At 44.4% G+C, this 26,770-nt stretch carries 30 protein-coding genes and 1 other RNA gene; 16 read left to right on the top strand and 15 right to left on the bottom strand.

What is annotated here, in order from left to right:
- Positions 1-97 precede the first annotated feature (97 nt).
- Positions 98-1,531, top strand: coding sequence for a DUF1254 domain-containing protein (locus tag ACLWBB_RS19075; protein WP_413289160.1), 1,434 nt, complete (start codon positions 98-100; stop codon positions 1,529-1,531).
- Here the strand turns inward: ACLWBB_RS19075 and ACLWBB_RS19070 are convergent.
- Positions 1,528-2,463 carry a lytic transglycosylase domain-containing protein gene (locus ACLWBB_RS19070; RefSeq protein WP_413289159.1) on the bottom strand — a complete coding sequence of 312 codons (936 nt, stop codon included), beginning with the start codon at positions 2,461-2,463 and terminating at the stop codon, positions 1,528-1,530. The two genes, ACLWBB_RS19075 and ACLWBB_RS19070, sit on opposite strands and share 4 nt — an antisense overlap.
- A gap of 6 nt (positions 2,464-2,469) precedes the next feature.
- On the opposite strand from ACLWBB_RS19070, the gene ACLWBB_RS19065 reads away from it, so the two are divergent.
- Genes ACLWBB_RS19065 through ACLWBB_RS19055 form a run of 3 tightly spaced genes read left to right on the top strand, consistent with a single transcriptional unit; the run spans position 2,470 to position 4,924 of the window.
- Positions 2,470-3,228 carry a Crp/Fnr family transcriptional regulator gene (locus tag ACLWBB_RS19065; RefSeq protein WP_413289158.1) on the top strand — a complete coding sequence of 253 codons (759 nt, stop codon included), beginning with the start codon at positions 2,470-2,472 and terminating at the stop codon, positions 3,226-3,228.
- Between the two features lie 18 nt (positions 3,229-3,246).
- Entirely contained in the window at positions 3,247-4,017 is a 771-nt protein-coding gene (locus ACLWBB_RS19060) for a LamG domain-containing protein (protein ID WP_413289157.1), read from the top strand.
- Between the two features lie 13 nt (positions 4,018-4,030).
- Positions 4,031-4,924, top strand: coding sequence for a phosphate/phosphite/phosphonate ABC transporter substrate-binding protein (locus ACLWBB_RS19055; protein ID WP_413289156.1), 894 nt, complete (start codon positions 4,031-4,033; stop codon positions 4,922-4,924).
- On the opposite strand, the gene ACLWBB_RS19050 is transcribed toward ACLWBB_RS19055, so the two are convergent.
- A complete protein-coding gene (locus ACLWBB_RS19050) occupies positions 4,901-5,305 on the bottom strand; it encodes a hypothetical protein (RefSeq protein WP_413289155.1) in 405 nt (134 codons plus the stop codon). The two genes, ACLWBB_RS19055 and ACLWBB_RS19050, sit on opposite strands and share 24 nt — an antisense overlap.
- 155 nt (positions 5,306-5,460) lie before the next feature.
- Between ACLWBB_RS19050 and ACLWBB_RS19045 the strand changes: the two genes are divergently transcribed.
- A complete protein-coding gene (locus tag ACLWBB_RS19045; RefSeq protein ID WP_413289154.1) occupies positions 5,461-6,693 on the top strand; it encodes an ATP-binding protein in 1,233 nt (410 codons plus the stop codon).
- A gap of 34 nt (positions 6,694-6,727) precedes the next feature.
- On the opposite strand, the gene ACLWBB_RS19040 is transcribed toward ACLWBB_RS19045, so the two are convergent.
- Positions 6,728-7,957 carry an NADP-dependent isocitrate dehydrogenase gene (locus ACLWBB_RS19040; protein WP_413289153.1) on the bottom strand — a complete coding sequence of 410 codons (1,230 nt, stop codon included), beginning with the start codon at positions 7,955-7,957 and terminating at the stop codon, positions 6,728-6,730.
- Between the two features lie 89 nt (positions 7,958-8,046).
- Between ACLWBB_RS19040 and ACLWBB_RS19035 the strand changes: the two genes are divergently transcribed.
- Together ACLWBB_RS19035 and ACLWBB_RS19030 are read left to right on the top strand one after the other, a co-directional pair.
- Positions 8,047-9,642: an FAD-dependent monooxygenase gene (locus tag ACLWBB_RS19035; protein ID WP_413289152.1), complete on the top strand. Its 1,596-nt coding sequence runs from the start codon at positions 8,047-8,049 to the stop codon at positions 9,640-9,642.
- A 37-nt stretch (positions 9,643-9,679) separates the two neighbouring features.
- Complete coding sequence (locus tag ACLWBB_RS19030; RefSeq protein WP_413289151.1) at positions 9,680-10,888, top strand: M20/M25/M40 family metallo-hydrolase; 1,209 nt, start codon at positions 9,680-9,682, stop codon at positions 10,886-10,888.
- Here the strand turns inward: ACLWBB_RS19030 and ACLWBB_RS19025 are convergent.
- Positions 10,872-11,789 carry a LysR family transcriptional regulator gene (locus tag ACLWBB_RS19025; protein WP_413289150.1) on the bottom strand — a complete coding sequence of 306 codons (918 nt, stop codon included), beginning with the start codon at positions 11,787-11,789 and terminating at the stop codon, positions 10,872-10,874. The genes ACLWBB_RS19030 and ACLWBB_RS19025 overlap by 17 nt on opposite strands.
- A gap of 92 nt (positions 11,790-11,881) precedes the next feature.
- Between ACLWBB_RS19025 and ACLWBB_RS19020 the strand changes: the two genes are divergently transcribed.
- Positions 11,882-12,253, top strand: a complete 372-nt coding sequence (locus tag ACLWBB_RS19020) for an HPF/RaiA family ribosome-associated protein (RefSeq protein WP_413289149.1) — start codon at positions 11,882-11,884, stop codon at positions 12,251-12,253.
- Positions 12,254-12,368: 115 nt separating this feature from the next.
- On the top strand, positions 12,369-12,932 hold the full coding sequence (locus ACLWBB_RS19015; RefSeq protein WP_413289148.1) for an NAD(P)H-dependent oxidoreductase: 564 nt from the start codon (positions 12,369-12,371) through the stop codon (positions 12,930-12,932).
- 69 nt (positions 12,933-13,001) lie between these two features.
- On the opposite strand, the gene ACLWBB_RS19010 is transcribed toward ACLWBB_RS19015, so the two are convergent.
- The 3 genes from ACLWBB_RS19010 to ACLWBB_RS19000 form a co-directional block, all read right to left on the bottom strand.
- On the bottom strand, positions 13,002-13,625 hold the full coding sequence (locus ACLWBB_RS19010) for a superoxide dismutase (protein ID WP_413289147.1): 624 nt from the start codon (positions 13,623-13,625) through the stop codon (positions 13,002-13,004).
- Between the two features lie 78 nt (positions 13,626-13,703).
- Positions 13,704-14,984, bottom strand: a complete 1,281-nt coding sequence (gene speE / locus ACLWBB_RS19005) for a polyamine aminopropyltransferase (protein WP_413289146.1) — start codon at positions 14,982-14,984, stop codon at positions 13,704-13,706.
- A 61-nt stretch (positions 14,985-15,045) separates the two neighbouring features.
- Positions 15,046-15,969 (bottom strand): class I SAM-dependent methyltransferase, encoded by a 924-nt coding sequence (locus tag ACLWBB_RS19000; RefSeq protein ID WP_413289145.1) that lies wholly within the window; start codon positions 15,967-15,969, stop codon positions 15,046-15,048.
- Positions 15,970-15,998: 29 nt separating this feature from the next.
- On the opposite strand from ACLWBB_RS19000, the gene ACLWBB_RS18995 reads away from it, so the two are divergent.
- The 3 genes from ACLWBB_RS18995 to ACLWBB_RS18985 are packed head-to-tail and all read left to right on the top strand — an operon-like array spanning position 15,999 to position 17,689.
- Complete coding sequence (locus ACLWBB_RS18995) at positions 15,999-16,820, top strand: Bd3614 family nucleic acid deaminase (RefSeq protein ID WP_413289144.1); 822 nt, start codon at positions 15,999-16,001, stop codon at positions 16,818-16,820.
- Between the two features lie 41 nt (positions 16,821-16,861).
- Positions 16,862-17,473 (top strand): RDD family protein, encoded by a 612-nt coding sequence (locus ACLWBB_RS18990; RefSeq protein ID WP_413289143.1) that lies wholly within the window; start codon positions 16,862-16,864, stop codon positions 17,471-17,473.
- Positions 17,474-17,482: 9 nt separating this feature from the next.
- On the top strand, positions 17,483-17,689 hold the full coding sequence (locus ACLWBB_RS18985; protein WP_413289142.1) for a SlyX family protein: 207 nt from the start codon (positions 17,483-17,485) through the stop codon (positions 17,687-17,689).
- A gap of 61 nt (positions 17,690-17,750) precedes the next feature.
- On the opposite strand, the gene ACLWBB_RS18980 is transcribed toward ACLWBB_RS18985, so the two are convergent.
- The gene (locus tag ACLWBB_RS18980; protein ID WP_413289141.1) at positions 17,751-18,179 is read right to left on the bottom strand and encodes a fibronectin type III domain-containing protein; all 429 of its coding nucleotides are present in this window, start codon (positions 18,177-18,179) and stop codon (positions 17,751-17,753) included.
- 113 nt (positions 18,180-18,292) lie between these two features.
- Between ACLWBB_RS18980 and rnpB the strand changes: the two genes are divergently transcribed.
- From rnpB to ACLWBB_RS18965, 3 genes are all read left to right on the top strand, one after another.
- Positions 18,293-18,675, top strand: an RNA gene (rnpB, locus tag ACLWBB_RS18975) — RNase P RNA component class A.
- A gap of 96 nt (positions 18,676-18,771) precedes the next feature.
- Positions 18,772-19,587, top strand: coding sequence for a class II glutamine amidotransferase (locus tag ACLWBB_RS18970; RefSeq protein ID WP_413291626.1), 816 nt, complete (start codon positions 18,772-18,774; stop codon positions 19,585-19,587).
- A gap of 120 nt (positions 19,588-19,707) precedes the next feature.
- Positions 19,708-20,598 carry a hypothetical protein gene (locus ACLWBB_RS18965; RefSeq protein WP_413289140.1) on the top strand — a complete coding sequence of 297 codons (891 nt, stop codon included), beginning with the start codon at positions 19,708-19,710 and terminating at the stop codon, positions 20,596-20,598.
- A 2-nt stretch (positions 20,599-20,600) separates the two neighbouring features.
- On the opposite strand, the gene ACLWBB_RS18960 is transcribed toward ACLWBB_RS18965, so the two are convergent.
- Positions 20,601-21,125, bottom strand: coding sequence for a CAP domain-containing protein (locus ACLWBB_RS18960; RefSeq protein WP_413289139.1), 525 nt, complete (start codon positions 21,123-21,125; stop codon positions 20,601-20,603).
- Between the two features lie 252 nt (positions 21,126-21,377).
- On the opposite strand from ACLWBB_RS18960, the gene ACLWBB_RS18955 reads away from it, so the two are divergent.
- Positions 21,378-22,139 carry a hypothetical protein gene (locus tag ACLWBB_RS18955; RefSeq protein ID WP_413289138.1) on the top strand — a complete coding sequence of 254 codons (762 nt, stop codon included), beginning with the start codon at positions 21,378-21,380 and terminating at the stop codon, positions 22,137-22,139.
- A 65-nt stretch (positions 22,140-22,204) separates the two neighbouring features.
- Here ACLWBB_RS18955 and ACLWBB_RS18950 read toward each other — a convergent pair whose 3' ends face one another.
- From ACLWBB_RS18950 to ACLWBB_RS18925, 6 genes are all read right to left on the bottom strand, one after another.
- Positions 22,205-22,378 (bottom strand): DUF1328 domain-containing protein, encoded by a 174-nt coding sequence (locus tag ACLWBB_RS18950; RefSeq protein WP_413289137.1) that lies wholly within the window; start codon positions 22,376-22,378, stop codon positions 22,205-22,207.
- Positions 22,379-22,460: 82 nt separating this feature from the next.
- Positions 22,461-23,186, bottom strand: a complete 726-nt coding sequence (locus ACLWBB_RS18945) for a hypothetical protein (RefSeq protein WP_413289136.1) — start codon at positions 23,184-23,186, stop codon at positions 22,461-22,463.
- Positions 23,179-24,405, bottom strand: a complete 1,227-nt coding sequence (locus ACLWBB_RS18940; RefSeq protein ID WP_413289135.1) for a hypothetical protein — start codon at positions 24,403-24,405, stop codon at positions 23,179-23,181. The genes ACLWBB_RS18945 and ACLWBB_RS18940 overlap by 8 nt, the downstream gene beginning before the upstream one ends.
- A 143-nt stretch (positions 24,406-24,548) precedes the next feature.
- Complete coding sequence (locus ACLWBB_RS18935) at positions 24,549-25,070, bottom strand: hypothetical protein (protein ID WP_413289134.1); 522 nt, start codon at positions 25,068-25,070, stop codon at positions 24,549-24,551.
- Positions 25,071-25,157: 87 nt separating this feature from the next.
- Positions 25,158-26,207 (bottom strand): class I SAM-dependent methyltransferase, encoded by a 1,050-nt coding sequence (locus ACLWBB_RS18930; RefSeq protein WP_413289133.1) that lies wholly within the window; start codon positions 26,205-26,207, stop codon positions 25,158-25,160.
- A complete protein-coding gene (locus ACLWBB_RS18925) occupies positions 26,207-26,698 on the bottom strand; it encodes a hypothetical protein (RefSeq protein WP_413289132.1) in 492 nt (163 codons plus the stop codon). Before ACLWBB_RS18925 ends, ACLWBB_RS18930 begins: the two co-directional genes overlap by 1 nt.
- Positions 26,699-26,770 lie beyond the last annotated feature (72 nt).

Here is a 26,770-nt window from a genome sequence, read left to right as displayed (position 1 = left end):
TTTAGGACGTTTTCACGAAAAACTTGTGTCGAACTTGTCAACAGATCCGACCAAAAGCGTAAAGGGGGGCTTCTACAATAAACAAGCGGGAGGTCCTATGAAATATTTTGGACTGTTTTTTCTGACGGCAGCTTTTGCTTTGGGTTTGAGTTCTTGCAATCGCCAAGCACGCCAACAAGCACAACTAGATCAATTGGCAAGAGACGCTTTTTCATTCGGATATCCATTGGTGTTAATGGATACAGCAGGTAAATATGTCGCGGCCACATCGCGAAGCTCTCCGCAACAGAGCAAACTTCCTATGTATCAGTTCTATCATACTCGAAAAACTGGAGATGCACGTTTTAAAGATCTCGCCAGTTTAGATAACGATATGATCTATTCTTATGCGTGGTTAAATTTGGCGAATGATCCTGTCGTGCTTTCAATTCCCGCGATAGCTTCGCACAAATATTACGTCGGTGGTTTCATCCAAGGATGGACCGAAATTTTTGGCGTTGTGGGGACACGAGTTAACGGCAATGAGAAGCAAACTTATTTGATTTCAGGCCCGCAGTGGCGCGGAAGTACTCCGAAGGGCATGAAGCCACTGCGCTCGAGTACCAATTTGGTGTGGTTGCCCATTCGACTATATGCCAATGCTGGAAAGGATGTTCAGGCATTAAGAAATTTTCAAGATGGTCTGAGAGTAACGCCATTAAGTCAGTGGGGAAAAAGTGCACGAGCTGCAACGACAGTGAATGTAGATACAACACTCGATCTTAAGCAGCAGCCCAGAGATTTAGTGTTTAACATGAATGCCGAAACTTACTATCGCACGCTTTGTGCTTTGATGGTGGACAATCCTCCATCTGAAATAGACACACCATTGATGGAACGCCTTAGTAAGTTAAATATTATACCGACGAAGAACTTTAAATTTTCAGATTTGCCTGCAGAAACTCAGGCAGCTTTGAATACCAGCATTCGCAATGCCAGAAGCTACATACTGACTCATAGGGGGTCATTTACTCCGCGAGGGCGTTTGGTAAATGGATGGACTGTTTCTGTAGAAAGAACAGAGTTCGGTGTCGACTATGAAAGACGAGCTTACGAAGCCTATATGGGGTTAGGATTCTTACCGCCTCAAGACGCTATATTTCCAGTGGCCTACGAAGACAATATGGGCCAGCAGTTGATGGGCGAAAACAGCTATAAGGTGACTTTTAAGAAGGATCAGCTGCCACCGGTAAATGCGTTTTGGTCTTTAACGATGTACCAGTTGCCGGATATAGCTTTCGCCGGCAATAGATATCGTCGCTACACCATCGGGCAATACAGCTCACTGAAAACCAACCCGGACGGGTCTATTACGATCTATATGCAACCGACCTCACCGGGAAAAGACAAAGAGTCTAACTGGTTGCCCTCTAAACCTGGCAACTATCAGCTGACTCTGAAAATGTATTGGCCGAAACAAGAAGTTCTGGAGGCACGGTGGTTGCCTCCAGCAGTGGAGCGTGTACAACAAAGCAGAATGGCTTCGTACTAGCGCGAGAGTTTCACACCATCTTCAGTCTGAGCGTAGCGGATGAGTTCACGTTGCTTCACCATCATCTGCTCGTAGATGTTGGTATAGTTCTTCATCACTCGCATCGCGTATTCGCGCTTCATAACTTTTCCATCGGGGGAAACGCTCCCGATGGTACGAGTTACCTTACGCATATTAGATGGGCCCATATTGTATGCCGGGAGATACTGATAAGCCCGGCTTTCAAACTCATTACGAAGATGGGCAAAATAAACAACCCCAATACGAATATTAGTGAGGGGATCATAGAGCGAGTTGTCGCCGTTCCAAGGCATCTTGTACTTTTTGGCAATCCATTCTCCGGTCTTGGGCAGAATTTGCATCAACCCGATTTCTCCGGACGTACCCTTTGCTCTTGTATTAAAGTTACTTTCTGTCTGGATTACGGCCAGCACGAAAATAGGGTCCAATTCATACTTTTGGCTTTCCGAAATCAAGGTCTGGGTGATTTCGGGGATATAGCGTTTCCACTCCGCAGACATGGAACCTTCTATCTTCTTATACACAAGATAGTTTAGGTACTGCTCGCCCTCGAATTTTTGGGCAAAGCTTCCCTTATAGAGGCCACCCAGGAGCTCCCGAGCCTGGTCCTGCCGCGCATCCTCGTCCACTACAGGGAGGTTTAACGTCGAAAACTCGACGAGTGTCATGTTTTGAAACAAGAGGAGTAGAACTCCCCAGCCTGCTAAAATGAAAAATAAACCAATGCGTTTTTTCATCGTCGTCATGACTAACATATCGGCACTTTCTGGATCTTTTTCGAGAACTAAGATGAGCCGATTTCTGCCTCGTTTTGGGGCGAAATCAGAAATGTATTGCGATTTTGGATCGAACATTTGCGGGTCTAAGTCTGCACAAATTGTGTTTTCTATTCGTATTTCTTGCAATAGCATGGATTCATGGCAGACCTTGAAAACAAGAGAATCTTCTTAGTAGCAACACCTAGTCTGGAGCTCAACAGTCAGCTTGAAGACGTCATAAAAAACCATGTGTCTAACACCACTGTTTTTACCGCAATGGATGGTATTGAAGCCCTTCGTAAAAGTGAAAATGTGCCTCCACATGTTGTCGTCGTGGATCACCAAATTCAAAAGTTGAGTGCCTACGAACTGACAAAAAAACTTCTTTTAAGAAAAGACCGAGTCGCAGTTATTATTTTGTCCCCTGAAGGTGAAGAACAAGCTTTCATTGATGAAATGGTGACTGGACAAGTTCAGTTCTTGTCAGGGACTGGCAAAGTGAGTGTATTTAACAGTCATGTGACACGTGCTTTGAATTGGGTTTCTCACGAAGATAAGTCGATCTATCACTTACGCTTTTTGTCTCCGGAAGAGCATTTGATCAAAGAAGGTGACAAGGCAGATTTCGTCTACATTTTGAAGAATGGTGAGCTCAAGGCTTATAAACAAGACGGAGAAAACGAGATCGTTCTCGGGAATATCTTTCCCGGCGAGTTTGTCGGCGAAATGGCATATATCAACGGAGAGGCCCGTTCTGCCAATGTGATAAGTGTAACAGATTGTGAACTTATCGAGATTCCTGCCGAGAGTTTGGATGCTGTTCTCTTTTCGAAACCAGCTTGGTCCAAGGCATTACTAAAAACTCTTTCGAAACGTCTTAAAAATTCCAACGAAGAGAAGGCCGTTAAGGTCGACTAGTATGATATAAACAGCTCTATGAGAAAGATCCTTCTTCTCGTAGTGCTGATATTTACGTTCTGTCGTTGCAGTAGTGACGATTCTTCAGATTCATCCTCTACGACTAAAGCCTTTAATAGTTCATGGACTCCTCAATACACTAGCATCGTAGGCTATTGGACTATGACATCTTCATTTTTTTCTGATGGATCTATACTGCTCGCAGATATTGGTGATAATGGCACTATTAGAAATCCAAATAATCTTGGAATGAGTTCTATCTCGGGGCCTGTCTCATTTGCTTTGCATTTCGACGGCGTGGATGATCGTGTGCAGGTTCCTTATAATAATAACAATAATCTCAATCTTTTTTCGGTGTCACTTTGGTTATTCGTCCCTAGTTTTGGCGTGAACCGCTCTCCGATCTCGTCCCGAGATGCGCCAGTGGCAAAGGGTTATGCTTTCTATGTGAATTCTAGTGGGCAACCGGAAATCCGCATTGGCAAAGGAAACTTCGACGACTGGGGAGTAGCCATCGGAGTAACGCTTTTACAGAGTACGTGGACTCATATCGTATTTACTTATGATGGGACCTACGTGCGTCTCTATCAAAATGGAGCTTTGCAGGCCTCGCTTTTAACCGCTTATATGGCCAATACGACGCAACCCTTGTATCTGGGCGCCGGTGGAACAGAGAATGCACCGAATGCTGTAGATTTTTTTCTAGGAAATATTGACGAAGTTGCAATTTGGAGTAGTGTCTTGTCGGATTCCGATGTACAAACCATCTACCAACGACAAAAGCTCTAACTCGAAATCATCTATGAAAAAAATCTTACTTGTTTTATTGAGCGTTCTTGCCCTAACTCATTGCACTTCCAAATCCGAAATCGGTACCAAAGAAAATCCTATTAAGATTTCCTTAGTTCCTGGTCAGGATACAAAACTCCTTCAGGAAAATGGCAAGAAGCTTGAAGCCTATCTTGAGGAAAAAACGGGTCTCCCATTTGACGTCACAGTCCCTGTGAATTTTGTCGCCGTGATTGAGGCTCTGGGGTCCAAACGTGCCGATATGGCGATTATGAACACCTTCGGCTATCTTCTCGCACACGAGAAGTATGGTGCAGAGGCTGCTTTGACAGGCGTTCATAAGGGACGCAAGGTCTATTGGGGGCAAGTCATTGCACGCAAAGATGGACCAAAGAGTATTAGAGAACTAGAAGGTAAAACAATCGCATTTGTAGATCCTTCTTCAGGATCCGGCTTTGTGCTTCCGACAAAACTTTTGAAAGATCAGAAAGTTCGTCCGAAAGAAGTAGTGTTTGCGGGTCGCCACGATAGCGTTGTAACAATGGTATATCAAAAACGCGTAGATGCGGGTGCGACTTATCATACACCTGAAGATAACGGCGTTCCTCAGGATGCACGCAAACTTTTGTTAACCCAGTACCCAGATATATTTGAGAAAGTGGTCATCATTGCTAAGACAGACCCTATTCCGAATGACCCTGTGGTTTTTAGAAAAGATTTTCCACCAGAGCTTCGTAAAACAATTGTCGAAGTTATTAAAAAAATGATGAAAGACGAGCAGGGTGGAAAGATCATGTATGATCTTTACTATATGGATGATTTTCAAGATGCCACTCATAAAGACTATGAATCGGTTGAAAAAATGCTTTTGGAAATCGGAAAATCAGCCCAAGATTTTGTGAAATAGGCTTTCTGGCAGAAGTAAATTCTGCCATTTTTCAAAGTTCAAGACGAGTATCAATAGAAAAGGCAAAGTGATAGGAAGCAAAACTTCCCAGTACTTTTTATTATAGAGCAGGTGAAGACCTGAAATAATAAAAACGATGGGGGCTAATGCAGCCCAAGCCACAATAGTTGCTTTGCCGGTCAGCAAAAGAGCTCCGAAAGCGATTTCGAATATCTTTACAGTCGGCATGATGAATCTGGTTTTAATACAAGCTTCGGTAAAATCATTTATAGGCTGTGCGGAAGGCGGAATGGGACGCCAATGAAAAAAGCCATTCAGGCCCCAAAATAAAAATTGCAGGCCTAAAACCCAACGACAAAAAATTTCTAACCATTCCAACATATTACTATTCTTACACCGTAAATGTTCTGAGGTGTAACGAAAACACCGGCTGGACCTACGGTGTATTGAGGCCAAAAAAGTGTACACATTAGACTAACTTTGTTTATAAACTATGTGAACACTGCTTGATGCTGCAACACTGGAATTGAATACTCATGAAACTGAAAACTGATGAACAACTGCGACTTCGTGCCCTTTATGACTACAAAATATTAGATACGGATCCGGAGCCCCCGTACGATGATATTACCCGACTGGCTTCGATGATTTTTAAAACTCCAATGGCCGCCGTGACTCTGGTTGAAGAGAACCGACAATGGTTTAAATCCAGTCGTGGCTTGGACTATTTAGAAACTCCGTTGATTACCTCCATCTGTGCTTCGGTGGTGAAAGACAAAAAAACCATTATTGTCAAAGATGCCACTCAAGATTCTCGTTTTAAAAATTACGAGATTGTCGAAAATGAATCTCAGGTGCGATTTTATGCTGGAGCACCTCTTATTACTCCAGATGGTCACGCAATTGGTGCTTTGTGCATTATCGATGATCATGCTCGTACCATGTCGTCATTCGAGGTTGAGGCCTTAGAGGCTCTGTCCAGACAAGTCGTCAATCAACTGGAATTACGTAAAGCCAATATTAACTATAAAGACGCTTACGAGAAGATTCATGAACAGCAGCAACAACTGCTACAAAGTTCGAAGTTAGCTTCTATCGGTGAAATGGCAACCTCGATCGCCCATGAGATCAATAACCCGCTGACGATTATTAATGGAAATGTTGGGCTGTTACGGCGTTTGCTTCAGCAGTTTCAGGGTATTTCACCGAAGGGGAAGCAGTATCTTGATAGTATTGAAAATACTGTTTCACGGATCGACAAAATCATTCGGGGAATGAAAGCACTATCACATAACGGAGCTCGAGATCCTTTTGAAGCAGAAGATCTGCGACAGGTGATTACAAATGCGATCGCATTCATTCACCTTAAGTATCATCCGCACAAAATAGAACTGCGTGAAACTTATCAGCACCGGCAAGCTTGGGCCGAGTGCAGATCTATTCAAATTGAGCAGATCATCATCAATCTATTGAGCAACTCTTTCGATGCAGTCAGTAACCTGAAGGAAAAGTGGATCGAGATTCAGCTCACGGAAGAAAACCTATATTGGAAGATTTCTGTGATCGATAGTGGGAAGGGCATTGATAAGTCTGTGCAAGACAAAATTATGCGCCCTTTCTTTACTACAAAGATGGTTCACGAAGGAACAGGTCTGGGTTTAAGTATTTCGAAAGGATTGGCTGAAGACCATAGAGGGACTCTCGAGCTGGATCCGAAATTTCCAAATACGAAATTCGTTTTGAAAGTGCCTAAAATACAAAAGACATAAAAAAAGGGGATCTTGTGATCCCCTTTGTGAGTTCTTACTTTCCAGTAAGAGCTTTTCTTAAATTGCTATCTAGCAACTCAAGGAACGGCTCTGTATTCAGATATTGATCTGAATTTACTTTGTCGCCATAAATGCAAACAGCTAAGTCTTTGGTCATTTTTCCAGATTCAACAGTTTGCACACAAACTTTTTCCAAAGCATGAGCGAAATTGATCAACTCTTGATTGTTATCCAATTTACCACGATGCTCAAGACCGCGAGTCCAAGCAAAGATAGAAGCAATTGGATTCGTAGAAGTTGGTTTGCCTTGTTGATGCTGACGGAAGTGACGAGTCACAGTTCCGTGCGCCGCCTCAGATTCCATAGTTTTACCATCTGGAGTGATCAAAACAGAAGTCATCAAGCCCAAAGAACCGAAACCTTGAGCAACTGTATCTGATTGAACGTCGCCGTCATAGTTCTTACAAGCCCAAACGAAATTGCCATTCCATTTCAGTGCAGATGCTACCATGTCATCAATCAAACGATGTTCGTAAGTGATGCCAGCTTTTTCATAAGTCGATTTGAATTCTTTTGTGTAGAGCTCTTCAAAGATGTCTTTGAAGCGGCCATCGTACTTTTTCAAGATAGTATTTTTAGAAGAGAAGTAAAGAGGCCAGCCTTTTGTCAAAGCCATGTTGAAGCAAGAGCGAGCAAAACCACGAATAGATTCATCCGTGTTGTACATTGCCAAAGCAACGCCATCGCCTTTGAAGTTGTAAACTTCGTGAGAGATTTTTTCGCCAACTTCAGGCTCGAAAGTGATCGTTAATTTACCTTTACCTTTTGTCACGAAATCTGTGGCACGGTATTGGTCGCCGAAAGCATGACGGCCGATACAAATAGGTGCTGTCCAGTTTGGAACAAGGCGAGGAATGTTTTTGCAAACGATAGGCTCACGGAAAACAGTTCCATCCAAAATATTTCTGATGGTTCCGTTCGGGGATTTCCACATTTGTTTCAAGTTGAATTCTTTAACGCGGGCTTCATCTGGAGTGATAGTCGCGCATTTGATGCCTACATTGTACTTTTTGATGGCTTCTGCGGACGCCACAGTAACTTCGTCGTTAGTCGCATCACGATGTTCCATCCCTAAATCGTAATATTTAATGTCGATATCCAAGTACGGAGTAATAAGTTTATTTTTAATAAAGCTCCAAATGACGCGAGTCATTTCGTCGCCATCAAGTTCCACCACAGGATTTGAGACTTTAATTTTTTGCATACAAATCTTCCATTCAAAGTAAATGTTTTGGGCTTACTATAAATGTTCCACATTTGATTGTCGAGTGTGCAATTGCTTCGGGAGCTGCTATGACACATCAAACCGACGTTGATGTTTTGATTGTTGGCGCGGGGCCGACAGGCCTTACTCTTGCGTGTCTTTTAGCTCAATATGGGGTGTCGTTTAAAGTCATTGAAAAAAACAGAGGCATTACCGAGCGTTCAAAAGCGCTAGGTGTCCAAGCCCGTACTTTAGAATTATTTGAACAATTAGGATTGGCGCAAAAAGCGGTAGACCTGGGGCATCCCGCCAAGGGCCTGGATTTGATGGTCAACGGCAAACGTAAGGTCAATATCGATCTCCAGATTTATGGAAAAGGTATGACCGAATATCCTTACATTCTAATCTTAGAACAATCTAAAACCGAAAGTTTGCTTCTTGAAAAGCTGCAATCTTTAGGGCGGGATGTTGATTGGCAAACAGAGCTAGTGGATTTGCAACAACATGCAAGTTTTGTAACGGCGTCAGTGAGTCACTATGAAAAGATCGACACTATTAAAGCCCGGTATCTTATTGCTGCCGACGGTGCTCGAAGTACCATACGTACTTTATTGCGACTTCCTTTTGAGGGGGGCACTTATGAAAATCGTTTTCTTTTGGCGGACGTGGCTTTAGAGGGTCCTATCCATCGCGAGCACATCACAGTGTGCAGCTCCCGAGAGGGCTTCGCTGGATTCTTTCCCATGGTGGGTGAGGGACGTTTTCGTGTTATTGGTATGCTGCCGGATCATGTGTCTGAGAAAGCCGATCAAGATTTTGAACTGATGAAGTCTGAAATTCGTGCTCAGTCTAAATTGAATGTTCAAATATCAGATCCACGTTGGATTTCTGCTTACAAAATTCACCATCGTAATGTCGTAAGTTTCCGAGAGCAAAGATGCTTTTTTGCCGGGGATGCAGCCCATGTTCATAGTCCCGCTGGGGCACAAGGGATGAATACTGGAATACAGGATGCTTTCAACCTGGCGTGGAAGCTTTGGTTCGTCACTTCTGGTTGGGCTCATGATAAACTTCTAGATACCTATCACGAAGAGCGTTTTCCTGTTGCGCGCGCTTTGATTCGTACGACGGACAGAGTGTTTGGCTTTGTTACAAATCGTGGCGGTTTTGTCAGCTGGCTAAGATTGAAGATGATGCCACTTGTTTTACGTCTTCTTTTGAAAAACGAGGACTTTCGCAAAAATGCATTTGCAAAAATATCTCAGATTGCTATTCGCTATCGCAAAAGTTCTTTAACGGAACAAAATTTTCTTTCAGAAGGAATGCTTAGAGCCGGAGATCGTTTTTGTCATCCTTCGCCGGATGGGTTCTTTCATGCGTTTGTCGTAGGGTGTCCAGAGGCTCAAGAAAGTGTGGCAGCTTTATTAGAGCGCTATTTCCGTGGGCAGGTGCATGTGCATACGCTGAATAAACGCTTGGATACATCTACCATTCTGCAGTCCTTCGGTATTTTTAAAGATGGATTGATATTGGTACGACCTGATGGATACGTGGGTTACTGCGCAGAAGGTTTGGATATGTCGGCGCTCCCAAGATACCTAGACCGTTATTTTATTCCCGAAGATTACCGTGCTCAAAAAGAACAAGGCGGAAAAGAAGCATTTCCTTTCGAGAGTTTTATATAGTAGCCTGGCTACACACTGAGACCATTCAAAGGAATGAATGATGAAACAATATCTAGTGACCGGGATGGTCCTACTTGTGAGCAGTGCCGCTTTTGCTGCACGCCCAATTCTGGCTGAAACTTCTTTTTTACGTGCATTGAATATTCCAATTATTGCCGAAGAGCCAGAAACCAAAGTCGCCTACGCAGAAATCAATGACAAGATGGAAGAGACGATTCTTCATCATGCTCACCTATACGGAAAATGTGGGGGCTTTGAGGCTTTGCCAGAAAAGGCAGAACTGCAGTTGCAATCTGTGCAAACGCTTTTCTCGAGCTTGCGTGAACAAAAACAAAAGAATGACTTTTACGAGCGCGCGCCATTGAAAATCATGCAGGTTGTGAAAAACCCGCAGATCGAAGCGGCCCTTCAGCAGGTCAGTGAGAAAAATCTTGAAAGCACAGTAACTTGGTTGTCGTCATTCCCCACTCGTGCAAGTCGCGATTCTAAAGCGAATGAGCCGGTCAACGCATTTAAAGATCGTCTTGCGCAAATGACGGTATTCACGGGGTTTCCAGTCCAAGTGGAATTGATTAATCATAGCGGTACCAAGCAAAAATCCATTCATCTGACTATTCCAGGAAAAACGCGTCCGCAAGAGAGTATTGTATTGGGCGCGCATTTTGATTCCATCACTCAAAAGTGGGGTGAAACGCACGCGCCGGGTGCTGATGACAATGCTTCAGGTTCTGCGAACTTGTTAGAGACGTTAAGAATTCTTCTGGCGCAACCTCAGCCAGAACGTACGATAGAGTTTTTCTGGTATGCGGGTGAAGAGTCTGGCCTGATTGGCTCAGGTGAGATCGCGGCTCAATATAAATCACAAAACAAAGACGTAATCGCAGTTTTGCAGTTAGATATGACGTTGTATCCAGGTGAAGGTCTTTTCACTTTAGGTAGCATGACAGATTTTACGAGCGCATGGCTCCGGGAATATTTGCATGCCATTAACAATACCTATCTTAAAATAAATATTCTAGAAGGCCAATGTGGATATGGCTGCAGTGATCACGCTTCTTGGCACAAAAATTCTTATCCGGCATTGATGCCGTTCGAAGCTCGATTGCGCACAATGAATCCCAACATCCATAGTAGCCGTGACGTCATTTCTTCGGACCTGAACTTTAGCCACTCAGCGATGTTCACAAAGATCGCAGTCATTATGGCTATGGATTTAGGTAATAGCGTCGCTAGACAGCCTTATTAAGTGCAATGAGGTTATTTTTAATCTCATCAAAAAGCGGATCATACTTGATCTGCTTTCTTGAAACCAAACTTAAGTGATGCTGCCAGTAGCCGCTTTGAGGCCCAATCACTTTCACGAGCCCCAGCTTGATTTCGTTGACGATGTAAGGAACGGGTAGGAACGCACAACCGCCGTCATCAACGACAGCTCGGGCAATCACGGACAAGATTTCACTTTCCATTAAGACCGGCTTCTTCAGGTTTTTTTGCTGCATGAAAATATCACCTTCATGCCGAAGACGTAGATTCTGGGATGGAATGAACAGACCGATTTTTTCGTTTTTAAAAACTTCCGAGAGCGTAGGCAATTGACGATACCCCAGTTTTTTTAACAAGCTTTTTGAGATCACTAATGCCACAGGCATTTTTAAAGCAACGATTTCATGAAGGTCGTCAAAGTTTGCAAAGGTATTACTTAAAAACAAGTCGATGCGTTTGGTTTTAAGTTTTTGAATCAGCTCTTCCTCTTCACCCGAGCTAATGGTGAGAGTGCAATTCAAGTGTTCCTTTCCTTGCTGAAGAATATTGCCCAAGGTGTCTGCGATAAAAGGTCTTTCAATTTGTTCACTGACCCCAATATGAATGCGGCGTTTTTCTTTTTGGTCAGGACTTTTTAAGTGCTCTGAAAGGTGTCCTGCAATATCGAATATCTGCTGGCAGTAAGCATAAACTTGTTCGCCTTGACGAGTTAGCTGCATGCGGCGGCCATTCTTCTCAAAAAGCTTATGACTGACCGACCCTTCGAAGGTCTTGATTTGAGCGCTTAAAGAGGGCTGGGAGATGTTTAAATGCTTACTGGCGCTGCTGACGCCACCAAGCTTAGCTGTAACGTAGAAGTAATAGAGGTGATTGTAGTTAAACATAAGAAAATCCTAAGTGTTGTATAAATAATATATATTTTAACTAATGTCTCAAATCAAGGATACTAGATCCAGGAATAACGAAGGAGTTGGATATGCAAACAGACATAATCTTCCGCGACCTAGAAAAATCAGAAGCTCTCGAGGCTTACTTGATAGAGAAAATTGGCTCAAGCTTAGAGACGTACTTCGAAAAAGATGAAAACGGGCACGCTACTATCCGTGTCGAAACAGATCGTCATAGAACCCTGACACGTAAACCTTCGTTTATGTGCGAGTTGATCTTTAAACCTAGTTATCAAAAACGCACTATCAAAATTAGAAAGACTGGAGAAGACATCTATTCAGCGGCTCACGAAGTGGCTGTGGCATTAAAAGCAATTATGCGCCGTCGTACAGGACGTAAAGCGCAGCACCGCCGCCACGAGCACTCAAGAGAACTTCGTGAGCTATTGATGGCCTCATAACAGTCTTTCTTTACATTGCTCTTCCCTGGCAAAGGGGGCTTGAGTTTCGCCACTCCGCCCCCTTTCATTTTCTAAAATCATTGCCGTCTCTGAAGCCCTCTCCTATGCTGATCCAATGCAAATACTGATACTCAATGGAAGCATTCATGGAGATGCCGGCAACTGCGGTCTTCTCATTCAAGAACTTCGTAAAACTCGCAAAGATATCAAATGGGATTTGGTCAACTTGGCCAAAACTAAATTTAGTTCCAGCTTGCTGAAAAAAATCACTCAAGCGGATGCGATTCTTTGTCTAACAGGAACCTATTGGGATTCTTGGGGCAGTCCTCTGCAAAAACTTTTAGAAGATGCGACGGATCTTGAGGGCCGCGAAGAGATTGTTGGCAAGCCTATGGGTGTTTGCGTGTTGATGCATTCTGTAGGTGGTAAGTCGATCTTGTCACGTTTGCAGGGAGTTTTCTCTACGATGGGATTCCTTATCCCGCCGATGAGTGGAATGACCTATTCTCTGTCTGGGCAATTGGCGTTGAAATCTAAAAATCAGCACGCCAAAGATTTCTGGTGCTTGGATGATCTGGAAGTGATTGTGGATAATCTTGTGCTTGCGACCCAAAGTCCAATTGCATGGAAAAGCTGGCCCGTTGATCGAAAGAATTTCAGAAAGAAATGGCTGAAATAAAAAAACCCTTACCTGGGTGGTAAGGGTTTCTTGCGCCTTTTTCATCAGCGCATAATCACTATAGCACTTTTACGCCTTCATAGAAGTCGTTAATTCGCGAACTTTATTAGATTCGAAATTTTGATTTACGAAATCCCAGTTTACATGAGTCCAGAAAGTCTCAAGGAACTTCGCGCGTAAGTTTCTGTAATCAATGTAGTAAGCGTGTTCCCAAACATCGGCAACCATCAATGGACGTGGGCCGTTGTTGGTAAATGGCACTTGAGCATTAGACGTAGAAACAAGGCTGAGTTTTCCAGCGTTGTCTGCACACAACCAGATCCAACCAGATCCGAAAGTTTTCACGCCGCCATCAACAAACTTTTCTTTCAATTGGTCCATGCCGCCGAAATCACGAGTGATCGCTGCTGTTAGAGCTGCAGAAGGCTTCGTGCTGCCGCCTGGAGCTTGCATGTTGAACCAGAAGAACGTGTGGTTGTAAGCTTGAGCCGCATTGTTGAAAACGCCGCCAGAAGAAGACAAAACGATCTCTTCAAGAGATTTGCCTTTCAAAGAAGCGTCAGTTTCCATGAACTTGTTCAAGTTGTCGATGTAAGCTTTGTGATGCTTGTCGTAGTGGTAAGTCATTTGCTCTTCAGACAAGAACGGAGCAAGTGCTGTTTTTGCGTATGGAAGATTTGGAAGTTTAAACATAGGTGTCTCCTTGATTGAGATGGTCTCAATTGATTTTCAAGAAGACACTATAGCCGGGAAATTCCCGGCCGGTCCATTTTAAACGCTCTCTCCCAACATATTTCTGACAAAAGTAGGGAGGCTGAATGCTGCTGTATGCAACTCGTGGTTGTAGTACTTCAATTTTTTCGCATGACAGAATTGGCGAGCGCGATCTGCGTTAAAATCGCGGACAGGATGAGCTTGACCTTTGACACCCATCTGCAAACTCCACATCCCCGATGGATATGTGGTCGCATGGAAAATCATAGTATGTGTCTGGTCCTTGCCAAAAATGCCTTTAAGGCACTTGTTCAGCTCCATGAAAGTCTCTTCATGGAACATCGGTGATTCACCTTGAGTAATCAAGATACCGCCGTCCTTCAGCGCCTTCTTACAGTTCGTGTAGAACTCAGCAGTGAAGAGTCCTTTCGCAGGACCCACTGGATCTGAACCATCTACGATGATGACATCATAACTATTCGCAGCAGCTTCAGCGATGAACTGAATGCCGTCACCGACAATGAGATTCAATTTCGGATTGCCGAACTCAGAAGCGATTCCAGGAAGATGTTGCTTCGAAGCACGGATAACTGCGTCATCAATTTCGACCATCGTTACTTTTTCAACATCGTACTTGAAGATCTCACGAATAGTCCCGCCATCACCACCACCGATGACAAGAACGTTCTTAGCATTGCCATGCATCTGCATGATCGGATGAGTGATCATCTCGTGATAGTGATACTCATCACGCTCTGTACACATGATCATGTTATTGATCGCAAGCATTTTGCCGTAAGCATAAGTGTTGAAAACGCGAACTTGCTGGAACGGAGAAACTTCGTTGAAAAGAACTTCGCCGTTGTAGCGCAAAGACAAAGCTTGGTTTTCGTCTTTATCGGTAAACCAAACGTTTCTTTCAATGTGCTGTTCTTGAACTGGGCTTGGTTCGTGGCGAGTTGCTTGTGGAACAAAGTCTGATTTTTTGATCAGCTTCAGAGATCCACGCATAAGCTCCATTGCAGAGTAGTTGGCTTGGAAAATCTGTTTAAGGCTTTCGAAGCACACCCAAGGGTCCACGCTTTCACCACAAGTGAAAAGGTCGACAGCGGCGTATTTGTATTCAGGCCAAGTGTGGATCGCCAAGTGGCTCTCTTGAATCACAACAACGCCAGAGATGCCCCATGGAGAAAAGTGATGGAACGTGGAGTTGATGACAGTTGCGCCGGCAATTTTCGCGGCGTCAATCATCGCTTTTTCCACGATGCTGGCGTCATTCAAGACCTGGGCGTTACAATTACTAAACTCAACTAGAATATGGCGGCCTAATGATTTCATGGGGCTTAATTAACAGCTTTTGCCCCAAAGTAAATCTTTTTTTGCCCTCAGAAAATCTTTTTTAATTCTTATTTTTTATTTCAAAACAATGATGGATTTTTTGATCGTGAAAATCTTGTGGAATACTCTCTTTAGAGATGTCCCGAATTTGGTAGTGTTTCAGAATGTTCTCTGACAACTTGAACTTTCTTTTGTTGTTAGAAAAGTACAAGATTCCCTCGGGACGAAGCAGTCCCATGGCTTTTTCCACCAAGAAATCCTGATCTTTTTCGACCTCAAAGGCCTCTTCCATTTTTTTAGAATTCGAGAATGTCGGTGGATCCAGAAATATCACGTCAAAAAGTTCGCGACCTTGTTTTTGGCTCAGATACTCCAAGGCATTCATATTCACGAACTCGTGCTCGGAAACTGGAATCTGATTTTGTTTAAAATTCTCTTGTGCCCAAGCTAGATAGGTTTGGGACATATCCACGCTGGTCGTCTTGGCGCCGCCCAAAGCGGCGAAAACGCTGACAGAGCCTGTGTAGCAGAAGAGATTCAAGAATCTTTTACCCTGTGAGCTTTTAAAAATCGTCTGGCGCATTGGACGGTGATCCAAAAAAAGTCCCGTGTCCAGGTAGTCGTACAAATTCACCAGAAGCTGCGCCTGACTTTCGCGAATAGGAAAATACTCTTCACGGCGATCCAGCTTTTCATATTGCTGGACGCCTTCTTGGCGTTCGCGTTTTTTGATGATGATCTTGTCGTCGGTAGTTTTAAAAAGAGCTTTCAAAGCTTCCGTGACGTGGGGAAGAAAGTTTTTACCCGCGTCCTTCACGGAGTCTGTCTTGTCGTAAACAACGAAATGATCTTTGTAGATGTCCACAATGTAGGGATATTCTGGAATATCCCGGTCGTACAACCGATAGGCCTCGACATTATTGCGTTGAGCCCACGCCTTGAGTTTTTTGGAGTTCTTTTCCAGTCGGTTTTTGATCATATCCATGGACCTCTTTTAGACAAGAACCGCTGCTTATGGTAGTGCTAGTTCTTATGTCTGAAGAAGTTTTAGTCCAACAGAGAGCTTTTAACCTCGCAAAGCCAGGCTTTGACGTGGCTTTTGTCAGTCACAAGGACTCTGTATACTATGCTTATTTCCCAAAAGGAGTGAAAGCTCCATCTTCAGCAGTAGTTAAGCTGCTACAAGGTCTATTTGACCGTTTTGTGGATCATTCTTTTTTTATTTTGAGAAACCGAATTTATACAACCGCTCCCGTTCAGGCGATGTGCTTAGGAATGACCAAAATCGTAGCCAAAAGACTGCAGGGTGAAGTTCAGCCACAAAATCATGGAGTGCGGCTCGAGGAGCAAGCCGTACAAATCGGCGACGAGGACGCACTTCAAGCCGTGGACCTTCTTAGCCAAGAAAATCAACTGCCGTTAGAACACATTCAAGCTCTTAGAAAAGGTGCTTCGCTGATGGGATGGACGAGGAATTTGGCCGAGCTGAATGCTCGAGGTGACGTTCTCCATGACTTTGACCGCGATATCGCTTGTTTGTTGGTGGATGAATCTGGTCAGGTGTTGTCCTATGGCCTGAATTCGAATTCGAAAAACAAGACATTGCACGCCGAAGTGAACATGATTCAACGGTATTTCCGAGAGCAACAACGAAAGCTGCCTGTAAGCGCTCAACTTTATACGACCCGTAAACCTTGTAAAATGTGCGCAGCCATGTTGCTCGATTGGTGTGAAGACCCAAAGAGCTTGAGAATTTATTACGCCGAGGACGACAAATCTTCACAGAATACGGCACTAGAGGGTGTGGCTCAGTGGATTCGCCTGGACTCGGAATAAGATTTTTGGTTTAAATGTGTCCTTATTTGGGAGAGCAAAAAATGAATAGCACAACAGTTGAATACGCAGGTTTCTGGCGCCGTCTTGGTGGCACTTTGATTGACGGGGTGATCGTTGGTTTGATCTCGATCGTATTCAGTCTTCTTCGGTTGGAGTCTGTGGGTTTAAGTCTTTTGTTGGCTGTTCTTTACCAACCCTTCTTTGAAGCTTCTGAGTTGCAGGGAACACCAGGCAAGGCCTTGTTAGATATGCGTATTACTGACATGAACGGAAACAGAATCACTTTCAAAAAGTCTTTGATCCGTTACGCCGTTCGTATTGTGAGCAGCTTGTTCGTGTGTATCGGTTATCTCTTCATGCTTTTCACCGAGAAAAAGCAAACTCTTCACGACTTGGCTGCGGAAACGTTGGTTGTTCGTGGAGACATTAAAGACGTGAACTACTTCCAGGCTTGGTACAATCAGGTTCTTGAGGTTCTGGGTATGGTGGACAAGGTTCCACAAAAACGTGCTTCAACTCCAGAAGTTGGTGGCACAAGCACGATGCAAGCAAGTCCTTCGGACCTTGCGGGCCTTTATGAGCTTTATCAAAAAGGTATTTTGACAGAGGCTGAGTACAACCAAAAACGTGAAGAGCTTCTGAAGAAACTCTAAAAGGTCTATATGAGTGAACAGCGTTTTATCGATCTTGAGATGAAGATCGCCCATCAAGAAGACCTTCTCGAAAAGCTGAATCAGATCGTGTATCAGCAGCAAGGTAAATTGGATCAATTAGAAATGATTCTGAACTCGCTGGGGAAAAGGATCCAAGAGGTTAAAGACGGCGGTCCTGAAATCGGGCCTGCGGGCGAAAAACCTCCGCACTACTAGAACAAAATAAAAAACCCGCTTTCCAGCGGGTTTTTTCATATCTAGCGATTAAAACGACGTCTTATTTGCCAGTCGCTTCAAACATCGAAGAAGCAAACGCACCTTGCATGTGGCCTGCTTTGTTGTCTGGTTTTACGCCAGAAACACGCCAGAAATAGTGTTTACCACCTTGAAGGCCAGAAACTTCCAAAGAAGTGCCTTTATAAATGTTTTCTTCTTTAACCAACCACTTGAAGTTAGGGTCCGTTGCAACTTGAACATGGTAAGCTTCTGCGTTTGGAGAGGCTTTCCATTGCAAAGTGACCTTGGAATCACCCACTTTTTGGAAGTAGGTCGGAGCCGTCAGTTCTGGCTTATCAGGGCGCTCACCCAAAGTAGTATTAGGTTGTGGAGGTGGAAAGAGGGCGTTCATGTCGCGGTCGCTCGCCAAAGCCTGGGCTCCGGTGGTCAAAGCTGTCACGAAAACGAGAACTGAAACTAAAATTTTCATAGCGGTATCCTTTTTTGACGTAAGAGACCCTAAATTAATGGAAAAATGGCCCCGAGGAAATCAAAATTTCACTTCGCCATTTACAGTCTATGGCCTAGAGTGTTAGAAGAAACGCGGTTTTGCGGATGATCGCTGCCAAAGGGACCTTCGGGACCCGGCGGGAGAGGAAAGTCCGGACTCCATAGGGTAGCGCAAGGGGTAACGCCCCTCGGTAGTAATACTAGGAACAGTGGAACAGAGAGAATGTCCAGGGCTATGAGCCTGACACCGGGAACGGGAGGGTCAGGGGAGCCGCTGGAGTGAAAACAGCCAAACTCTGCGCGGAGCAAGATCAAATAGGAGAACGCTAGTACCACGGCCCGTGGGTAGTTCTCGGGTAAGATCGCTTGAGGGTGACAGTAATGGCACTCCTAGAGGAATGATCATCTACGGCAATCGGGAAACTTATGGGATCTGGTTGCCTGGACAGAATCCGGCTTATAGCAAAACCACGTTCCCACCTCATTTTTTTCTCGGCCCCTCGGGCCGAGACCGAGGGACTGATCCCTCGCAAATGTTTCCAAGTCATCTTCGATTTTGATATCCTATGAGCATGTGTCAGCTGCTCGGAATGAATTGTAATGTACCTACAGATATTTGTTTCTCTTTCACGGGCTTTCAGCAGCGTGGTGGGGGAACCGATCATCATAAAGATGGTTGGGGAATTGCGTTTTTTGAAGGACGCGGAGTTCGTCAGTTTTTAGATTCAAAAGCTTCTATTCATTCACCAGTCGCTGAGTTTATTAAGGCCTATCCCATTCACTCTACCAATGTCGTTGCACATATTCGCAGAGCCACTCAAGGCGCCGTGAAATTAGAAAACACGCATCCTTTTATGCGCGAGTTGTGGGGACATTATTGGATCTTTGCTCACAACGGAAACATTCCGGATTTTCAACCATACTTGGATGGCAGTTTCTTGCCTGTGGGCTCCACTGACAGCGAGCTTGCATTTTGTTGGATCTTGCAAGAGTTCAAAAAACGCTTTGGCAATGTGATGCCAGAGAAGACTGTGTTGTTTGATACTTTGGCAGAGCTTGCAACAGAAGCCGGTCGTCATGGTGAATTCAATTTCTTATTTTCAAATGGCGACGTCTTGTTTGCTCATTGCTCGATGAAGCTGACGTATATTGTACGGAAAGCCCCGTTTCCGATGGCGCGTTTGAAAGATCGGGATGTCACTGTGGATTTCACGACTGTGACGACCAGCCAAGATCGCGTGGCTATCATTGCGACAGCTCCTCTGACCGACAATGAAACTTGGGAAGTGATAGATCCTGGGACATTGTTGCTATTCCAAGATGGCCAAGTTCAGGATGTTCGAAAGACGATTGTGGGTCATAAAGTCACCACAATGAACGTGCCGTAGATTAAAACCACGAATTGTCGTACAGACTTCACAGAATACGAATCTAGTTAATATATAGTCCGCTCTAGTATGAAGAGCGGATTTTTTCTTTGTTTCATCCTACTAGTTTCTTTTTTAGCAATGGCTCCAAATGTGAGGGCTGAGGAGACTCCTCTGCCCAATGGTGAGACTAAAGATATCGATCTTGAAATCACCAATGCAAAAATGCGAGCCGAGTCTGGCTCTAAATCCAAATGGTCGATCAAAGCGGATATTAGCTATAACGGTGGCAATCTTGAAGAGCCCTTTGGCGAAGTTCGGCCGAACTATGCAGGTGTTTCTTCCCAAGACAACAGCACATCCATTGCGGGCACTGTCGCTGTGGCTTATCGTTGGAGTGTTGCCGACACTCTGAGGGCTGGAACAGGAATCCTGGTTCTGACGCCGTTTCACAATACATGGGAGGAGCTCACGAACTCGAGTGGTGTGCGTAAGACGGATATATCAAATCCGTACTTAGAGTACTCAAGAGCGATGAGAATCGGAGGCTTTCAGAATATTTTTGATACCTACTATATGCAGTACACACAGTCCGCCTATACCGAAGCCAACTATGTGGGGCTGTACGATATCAACCATACAGTCCTTTACAAATTTGAACCCACCGAGTGGGAGTTGGGTTTGGTAACAGATTTAAGTTACATCTTTTTCTCGGATGGCAAAGATCCCACTGATACACTGACGAATCCCGTGAACGGGCGTACGGACTATACGATTGGTTTATATCCCTTTGTGGAATACGCCTTTAATGGACGTTATTCCTTCCGCACGGTTTTCCGTTTTCTAACCTTTGATCATTATCGCTATGATGACCCATGGACTTTTTATCGTCAGCTGTATACTCAATCCGTGGGCTTGGGCATTGCTATTACCCGAGATGTGTACCTCTATCCCAATATCCAATTTGCGCCAGAGCATCTAAGTCCCGAGCGCACGAATGTCGGATTGAATACAACGATCAATATTTTTTAGGATTATTTGTCGGTGCCAATGTAGAAAACTTGGGTGGTATAAAGACCCCAAGTGCCGATGGCAAAAGAACGATAGTTTGGATTCAAGATATTAGCTCTGTGACCAGAGCTATTCATCCACAAATCAACGACGACTTCACCGACTTTGCCCCAAGCAATGTTTTCGCCTGCACCGTCTGACAAACCAAAGCGGGTTGCACGATGAGCAAAAGTTTCATCCGGTCTTTGGTGGTCAAAATAGCCACGCACATGCATGTCGGTACTTTGCTCGATAGCCATTTCATAGCAAGCCTGGCAGAAAGACATTTCAGTCAAACCATAAGCAAGGCGTTGTACATTGGTAGCTTTAAAAGCCAGGCAAGAATATTCATCCATACTGTAGCAGTCGCCACCAGGGAAGTTGCGATAAGCCTCGCCAGCAGTGCTAGCGAAACCCATGGAGCCCGCTCCACTTCCGGCGTCGCCACTTGAACAAGCAGTCATCAATAGAAGGAACCCACACAACGTGAACACAGCAAACGTCTTCATGACTTAAGTATAGGAGATTTCAGCAAGTCGCTCGAGTTCTTCTCTCTCTGAGAATGGAGTGAAGAAGAGATTTTCAGTTTACTAAACATCTTTGAAATTCGGTTTTTTGAAGTTTTGTTTTCAGAGGGAGTTTTCGAAATACTGTCGAACTTTTAGTCACTCTTAAGGCGGGATACGAAGAGTTTACAGACGGCTTTCGAATGCGAGGAAGCCTCTGTATATTAGCCTTTCCAATAAAAACGCGAGGGTACAATGAAGTATGTAATAGCGACCACAGTAGTAGGAATGGCTTTGATATTAACGGCTTGTTCAAAAGGAACCAAAGGCGTTGCTGCCGACGGAACTTGTACTCAAGCAACGATTGATGCTTTTAACAACATTAATAGTAATGCAAAGATGTTTGCGGCGACTGGCAACAAGCAGTACCTACAAGGCGCAGCTTCTCAATGCGCGCAATTTGACGGACTCATTGGGGGCGACTCCTGCAAAGCAATGGATGTAGCAACTAGCGCTGAAAAAAAGATCACAAAGGCTGACGCAAAAAAAGTCTGTGATGCGGTCAAGTCCGTTTTGGGCACAAACAGTAAAGTGACTCCGGCAGATCCTATTCCTGCGGATCCTATTCCAGAAGAATCAAATTCTGATGTAGAACTCTGCTCTCAGGAGACAATAGATGCACTTAACGTCATCAACAGCGATAGAAAAAAGTGGTATGAAGGCAGCATCGATCACTTAGAAAAGGCCTCTGATGCTTGTGCGACTTACAAAAAATCTATGGGTGACAAGTCTTGCAGAGCCCTCATTCAGACACCGCACTACGATAAGGTCATTGGTCCGAACGATTATAAGAAGACTTGCGAGGCTGTAGACGTACTATTACAAGTAGAAAAAGCGAAAGCCGCGAAGAACAAGACTGCAGACAAAAAAGCTAAAGCAAAAAATATTAGTGATGAAGAAAGTGAACTCGAAGAAGCACTTTCTGTAGAATTAAGTTCTGTTTCTGAAATTCAATAAGCACTATCCTGAAACCTTGGCGTTTTCTTTCGAGAGCGCCAAGGTTTTTTTTATTTACAAAAAAGTCACCGGCTTCCGCGTTTGCTGACGAGGTCGATGATGAAGCTAACTACCGCAAGTACTAGGAATACCGTCAGTAATAGCTTGCCGATTTCCATAGACATACCGGCAATACCGGACGCTCCTAAGACAAAAGCAATAATCGCTAAGATGAAAAATGCAATCGCTGCGCGTAACATAGATCCCTCCTTGATGTTTCTGAGGATAGCTCAGTCTCTGTCTAGGGGTTTATGTAAGAGCGCAATTTACCAAAATTTCTAATTAAAAGCAGGTGCAGTGTCCTTGAGCGCTTTGCATGTCTTGGCATTTCACACTTTTGCCATGATGAAGAATTTCAAGCTCTGACAGGGCGCCATTTCGCTCGACATAATAAAGCTCGGATCCTTGAGTATATAGACCACGATGTGCTTCTTCACGGAGAGTGGTTTGTCCTTCTCCTTCAAGACTCGCGACAAAAGCTTCAGACGGATTCCAGCTTTGATCTTCCGGAAGCGGTAGTGGAACGGGCAAGTCTTCGGCGTCGACGCCATAATATTTGATGCGAATGCCAGAAGTCTCTTCTGTTTTAGCTTCGACTTCCATACGGATGCGGCGTTTTTCGCCATTAGGTAAAGTCGTGTGGACGTTTTTCCAATCAAACTCTTTGGAAACTAAATCACCGAGTTCGTTTTTTACAGAATCGTGAAGAGCATCAAAGCTGAGTGGTGCCGTCTCATCTAAGACATTTTTAATTTGTAGACACTCGCCAATTTTGCGTAAGTGAGGTCCTAGCAAAGGCAACTGAGCTCCATTATTGGAAGCGCTTGCTGGGTGTGGAACTGTTGGTAAAGTGGAAGGACCCGAGTGAGCCGGCAAAGGCATATCGGCTGGCGCTTCACTTTCTGCGGAAGTTTTGTTCTCGTTATTTTGAGAACTAAAACGAAGAGCTGCCCAAAGGGCAGCTCCAAGGATAACCAAAACTATTAAAAGTTTTTGGTTCTTACTCATACTTCGGACATTTTGAAGTAGAAGGCTCTAAGCCCCAACGTGCTCCGAATGGATCGTTAGGATCAGAAGAGACATCACCTTTCAAAAGGGCGATAGAGAAATCATACAAGCTCAAAGTTTGAGTTGCAGAGATTTGGATGTTTGGACATTGATCCAAGTGAGGTTTCAACTTCGCCGCTCTTTGAGGACCCGTCAAACCCACGCCACCTGCAGTTTTAGTCAACTGCTTCAAAGTAGTTTTGATACGCTTATCGCGTGATGGTGTTGAGTAAGAATCATAGTCGCCAGCATCCATACAAGCACCGCCCAATTTTTGGCTGTGCTGAATACCTTTTTGAACGATGTCTACGCGTGCGTTCACAAGTTTGCAGAGGTTTTCAACTTGGCGAATAATGTTTTCGCCTTTAGTTTCCTCACGCAAAGCCAAACGTTCTTGAACGTCTGCAGTCCAACGGCTGAGTTTACGACGGCCAACACCTGTTTTACCGATCTCGTTGAATTGCTCCAAAGAGTAACCTGGCAAGCTTGTTTCAGCCATGCCGTAGTAAGACGGTTGCATCCAGTTACGGAAACCAGTGCTAGTTTCGATAGGCATGAACACAAGACTAGAAGTCGTATTCAATTTGCGAATTTCTTTTGGAACTGTAGAGCCGATCAAATAGACGGCACCAGTATCAGACACTTCTTTCACCAATTCTGCGTGACCAGGATCTTCTTGAACACCGCCACCGATAATACGGCGCCAGATGTTGTCACGAGTGATGCGTGGACGACTCCACAAAGTACCTGGACGAACGTGTTCACGATCGACAACTACCGGGAAAGAATCGTTTGGAAGTGTTTTTGTGCTAGTCACATCGCCAACGTATTCGATGAACTTGCGAACTTTAGAAATAGAATCACTAGAACCATCGAAGCGAGACATCTTATTAGTGACACGACCTGAGCCACCAGTAGAGTCTTTAATCACGAACGGAAGTTTGTTCTCGTACGCGAAGATGATGCGAGCAGCGTAAACCGCGTCAGCACAATCGGTTGGAATGTTCTTATAAGCGCCAGTGATGAAGATCTCTTCATTGAAAGAGTCATTCACCCAGTCCGAATAAGCTTGTTCCCAGTCTGCGTTCCAGACTTCGGTGTCTTGCCAAACAGCTGCTTGTGCGGGCGCAATTGCAAACAAGCATGTCGTCAAAACCAAACTGAAAATTTGAATTTTCATTTTTGTTCCTTCCCCCGAGGGTTTAAATGTGTGGAGAAAATGCCCTAGAGTTGGAAAAAAAACAAAGGGGTCACGATGTTCCATAAACTCTTTTGCAGAATTTACAGAAGGAGAATTTTAGCTCAGCGCGATAGGAACATGAACTATTCGACGAAGTCCGCGTAGTCATCATCATCGCGGAAGAAATCTCCGAAGTTCGGAGATACAAAACTAGATTCTTTGATGCGGCCTGGCGCGCAATCTTTCAGAGAAGATTCTTCGCCATTGAAATCACACTCGCCAGTATACCAAGCTCCCTCTGAATAAGTGATTTGATAACCGATCAGTTGGCCGTTTTCAAAAAGGGAGGAGACGCGGTCCAATCGGGTATTGCCATCAGAATAATAATCACCTTCAAGAATAGTATCGCCCCAAACTTGCGCTTGGTTCGATGCGACTTGTAAAAGGTGAGCTTGAATATCTGTTCCGAGTTCAGCATTTTGTGGAGCGTCAATTTCGAAGGTCACTTTATTCCCGAAAGGTTCATGACAACCGTCGGTGCAATGTTGGCGGTAACTTTCAATCAAGTCGTAAAATCCAGGCTCTGTATGCTGAGAATCTGCGTGAGCCAAACCGTTCATCATTGTCAGTGTGAAAACAACAAGTGTTAGAAATGATTTTTTCATCGGTTTCTCCTAGATATGTTAACCATAAAGGAAGACCGTATTTTTTTTAAATACATATCAATAAAGATATTATACGAAACATGTATATTACTTTAGGACGCGCTTTTGCGCGAAGACGAAAAGTTCTTTGCCTTGGCGTTTCGGAAGAGATTGTTTCCAGCGTCCCCAGAACAGAAATTGGAAAGAGTCTTTCAAACGTTGGCGCAATTCCCACTCTGTTCCGCCATAAGGAGGGCCTTGCTTCTTGTACATAGTGAAGAAGACGCCCATCAACTGACCTTGGTCGTGGAGCACTTGCTTCCAAACTTTGACCATATCCTTGCGACGGCTTGGTTCGATCGCGCAATAACAAGTGTGCTCAAAAACAATATCGAAAGCATTGTGAAAACGGGAATCTAATTTGAACGCATCCTGTTGGACAAAACTAAGTCCCGCAATCGAGCCATAATTTTTCTGTGCACGCGCGATGGCCTCTTCCGAGAAATCCACACCCGTAACCACATGGCCACTCTGCGCAAAAAAAGCGGCGTCATGACCTTCACCACAACCTAAAACAAGAATGCGAGATTTCGGCAATTTCAGTCGAGGCAGCATATCTTTGAGAGCTTCCGCAGCCGTTCCTAAGTTCCAGCCGGGATTGCCTTCGTCGTGATAAACATCTGTCCAATAATCAGACTTGTTGATCTCTTTGTTCGTAGGAAAATAAGACGGAACTTCATAGGTTTCGCCATCAAAACTGATGGAGTCATCGTCATAATCTTCTAGCAGCCCGAAGAAAGTCGCTTGGGCTTTGCGAGACATCACAAACGGAATGTCATTACTGCACTTGCCGTGAAAGCGATCCCACTCATCCAGGCTGAGAGATTCCAAATTAAAATCGAAACTCACTCCGTAGGGAAGATCGATCGAGAATTGCTTGTTTTTCAGAGTGATTTGAGAAGCCACATAAGGTTCATCGAAGGCTTCAACGATGACTGGGACTCCGCCACAGCGAGAGAGGAAGGCGCCGTTTTCAGCAAAACTCATTTCAGTGAGTGCTTCGCCACCAACCTCCGGGTCTTGAGTCCGGATCTCCCCCATAAGGACATAGCCTTCTTCGTCGATTTGAATAAAACGTTGGGGGAGTTCAGAATTCATTATTTAGTTACAGGTGTTGCTGCTGGAGTTGCAGCAGGAGCTTCGCCAGTTGGCGCTGCTTCGATTGTTTCTGGCGTATCAGATCCAGGAGTGACAACAAGTCCTTCGCTGAAAGTGACGATGTCGTTTGTCGTGCGAACGTTTTGCAAAGTCCAGCGATCTTGACCGCCTTCTTCTTGAGGCTCGCGGAAAAGAATGGCTTCACCCTCAACCGTTTGCTCAGTCATTTCACCACCCTCAACAGCTTCGTTGAATTGGTAAGCAAAAACGGCGCGAACTTTCGTGTCGCTTTGTGCTTCGGTCCAAAGACGGCTAATACGGAAATTTTGGATGTTTGGTTTCTTTGCCAAAACAGTTTCTTTGATCAATTCAGCCAGTTTTTCTTGAATGCCGGAGTGCGTCTCGAAGCCAATAGCTGGAGAGCTGTGGATAATGTTCCAAGTCCAAAACAACGCGGCCGTGAAAACGATCAAACTCACAATTTTTTTCATAGATCCTGGGTTCCTCTCTTAGACAACCTCATAGGAGCATGATATCTCGTACTTTTCAACCTTAAGAAGAGT

Source organism: Bdellovibrio sp. HCB337 (assembly GCF_047302465.1).
In the GTDB taxonomy this organism is placed as follows: domain Bacteria; phylum Bdellovibrionota; class Bdellovibrionia; order Bdellovibrionales; family Bdellovibrionaceae; genus JACMRP01.
The sequence above is the reverse complement of the archived record's forward strand: the minus strand, read 5'-3'. Positions and strand labels throughout refer to the sequence as shown.

Coding starts and splice junctions, on each gene's coding strand:
- ACLWBB_RS19075 (WP_413289160.1), top strand. CDS start 98: ATGAAATATTTTGGACTGTTTTTTCTGACGGCAGCTTTTGCTTTGGGT.
- ACLWBB_RS19070 (WP_413289159.1), bottom strand. CDS start 2,463: ATGCTATTGCAAGAAATACGAATAGAAAACACAATTTGTGCAGACTTA.
- ACLWBB_RS19065 (WP_413289158.1), top strand. CDS start 2,470: ATGGCAGACCTTGAAAACAAGAGAATCTTCTTAGTAGCAACACCTAGT.
- ACLWBB_RS19060 (WP_413289157.1), top strand. CDS start 3,247: ATGAGAAAGATCCTTCTTCTCGTAGTGCTGATATTTACGTTCTGTCGT.
- ACLWBB_RS19055 (WP_413289156.1), top strand. CDS start 4,031: ATGAAAAAAATCTTACTTGTTTTATTGAGCGTTCTTGCCCTAACTCAT.
- ACLWBB_RS19050 (WP_413289155.1), bottom strand. CDS start 5,305: ATGTTGGAATGGTTAGAAATTTTTTGTCGTTGGGTTTTAGGCCTGCAA.
- ACLWBB_RS19045 (WP_413289154.1), top strand. CDS start 5,461: ATGAAACTGAAAACTGATGAACAACTGCGACTTCGTGCCCTTTATGAC.
- ACLWBB_RS19040 (WP_413289153.1), bottom strand. CDS start 7,957: ATGCAAAAAATTAAAGTCTCAAATCCTGTGGTGGAACTTGATGGCGAC.
- ACLWBB_RS19035 (WP_413289152.1), top strand. CDS start 8,047: ATGACACATCAAACCGACGTTGATGTTTTGATTGTTGGCGCGGGGCCG.
- ACLWBB_RS19030 (WP_413289151.1), top strand. CDS start 9,680: ATGATGAAACAATATCTAGTGACCGGGATGGTCCTACTTGTGAGCAGT.
- ACLWBB_RS19025 (WP_413289150.1), bottom strand. CDS start 11,789: ATGTTTAACTACAATCACCTCTATTACTTCTACGTTACAGCTAAGCTT.
- ACLWBB_RS19020 (WP_413289149.1), top strand. CDS start 11,882: ATGCAAACAGACATAATCTTCCGCGACCTAGAAAAATCAGAAGCTCTC.
- ACLWBB_RS19015 (WP_413289148.1), top strand. CDS start 12,369: ATGCAAATACTGATACTCAATGGAAGCATTCATGGAGATGCCGGCAAC.
- ACLWBB_RS19010 (WP_413289147.1), bottom strand. CDS start 13,625: ATGTTTAAACTTCCAAATCTTCCATACGCAAAAACAGCACTTGCTCCG.
- speE (WP_413289146.1), bottom strand. CDS start 14,984: ATGAAATCATTAGGCCGCCATATTCTAGTTGAGTTTAGTAATTGTAAC.
- ACLWBB_RS19000 (WP_413289145.1), bottom strand. CDS start 15,969: ATGGATATGATCAAAAACCGACTGGAAAAGAACTCCAAAAAACTCAAG.
- ACLWBB_RS18995 (WP_413289144.1), top strand. CDS start 15,999: ATGGTAGTGCTAGTTCTTATGTCTGAAGAAGTTTTAGTCCAACAGAGA.
- ACLWBB_RS18990 (WP_413289143.1), top strand. CDS start 16,862: ATGAATAGCACAACAGTTGAATACGCAGGTTTCTGGCGCCGTCTTGGT.
- ACLWBB_RS18985 (WP_413289142.1), top strand. CDS start 17,483: ATGAGTGAACAGCGTTTTATCGATCTTGAGATGAAGATCGCCCATCAA.
- ACLWBB_RS18980 (WP_413289141.1), bottom strand. CDS start 18,179: ATGAAAATTTTAGTTTCAGTTCTCGTTTTCGTGACAGCTTTGACCACC.
- ACLWBB_RS18970 (WP_413291626.1), top strand. CDS start 18,772: ATGTGTCAGCTGCTCGGAATGAATTGTAATGTACCTACAGATATTTGT.
- ACLWBB_RS18965 (WP_413289140.1), top strand. CDS start 19,708: ATGGCTCCAAATGTGAGGGCTGAGGAGACTCCTCTGCCCAATGGTGAG.
- ACLWBB_RS18960 (WP_413289139.1), bottom strand. CDS start 21,125: ATGAAGACGTTTGCTGTGTTCACGTTGTGTGGGTTCCTTCTATTGATG.
- ACLWBB_RS18955 (WP_413289138.1), top strand. CDS start 21,378: ATGAAGTATGTAATAGCGACCACAGTAGTAGGAATGGCTTTGATATTA.
- ACLWBB_RS18950 (WP_413289137.1), bottom strand. CDS start 22,378: ATGTTACGCGCAGCGATTGCATTTTTCATCTTAGCGATTATTGCTTTT.
- ACLWBB_RS18945 (WP_413289136.1), bottom strand. CDS start 23,186: ATGAGTAAGAACCAAAAACTTTTAATAGTTTTGGTTATCCTTGGAGCT.
- ACLWBB_RS18940 (WP_413289135.1), bottom strand. CDS start 24,405: ATGAAAATTCAAATTTTCAGTTTGGTTTTGACGACATGCTTGTTTGCA.
- ACLWBB_RS18935 (WP_413289134.1), bottom strand. CDS start 25,070: ATGAAAAAATCATTTCTAACACTTGTTGTTTTCACACTGACAATGATG.
- ACLWBB_RS18930 (WP_413289133.1), bottom strand. CDS start 26,207: ATGAATTCTGAACTCCCCCAACGTTTTATTCAAATCGACGAAGAAGGC.
- ACLWBB_RS18925 (WP_413289132.1), bottom strand. CDS start 26,698: ATGAAAAAAATTGTGAGTTTGATCGTTTTCACGGCCGCGTTGTTTTGG.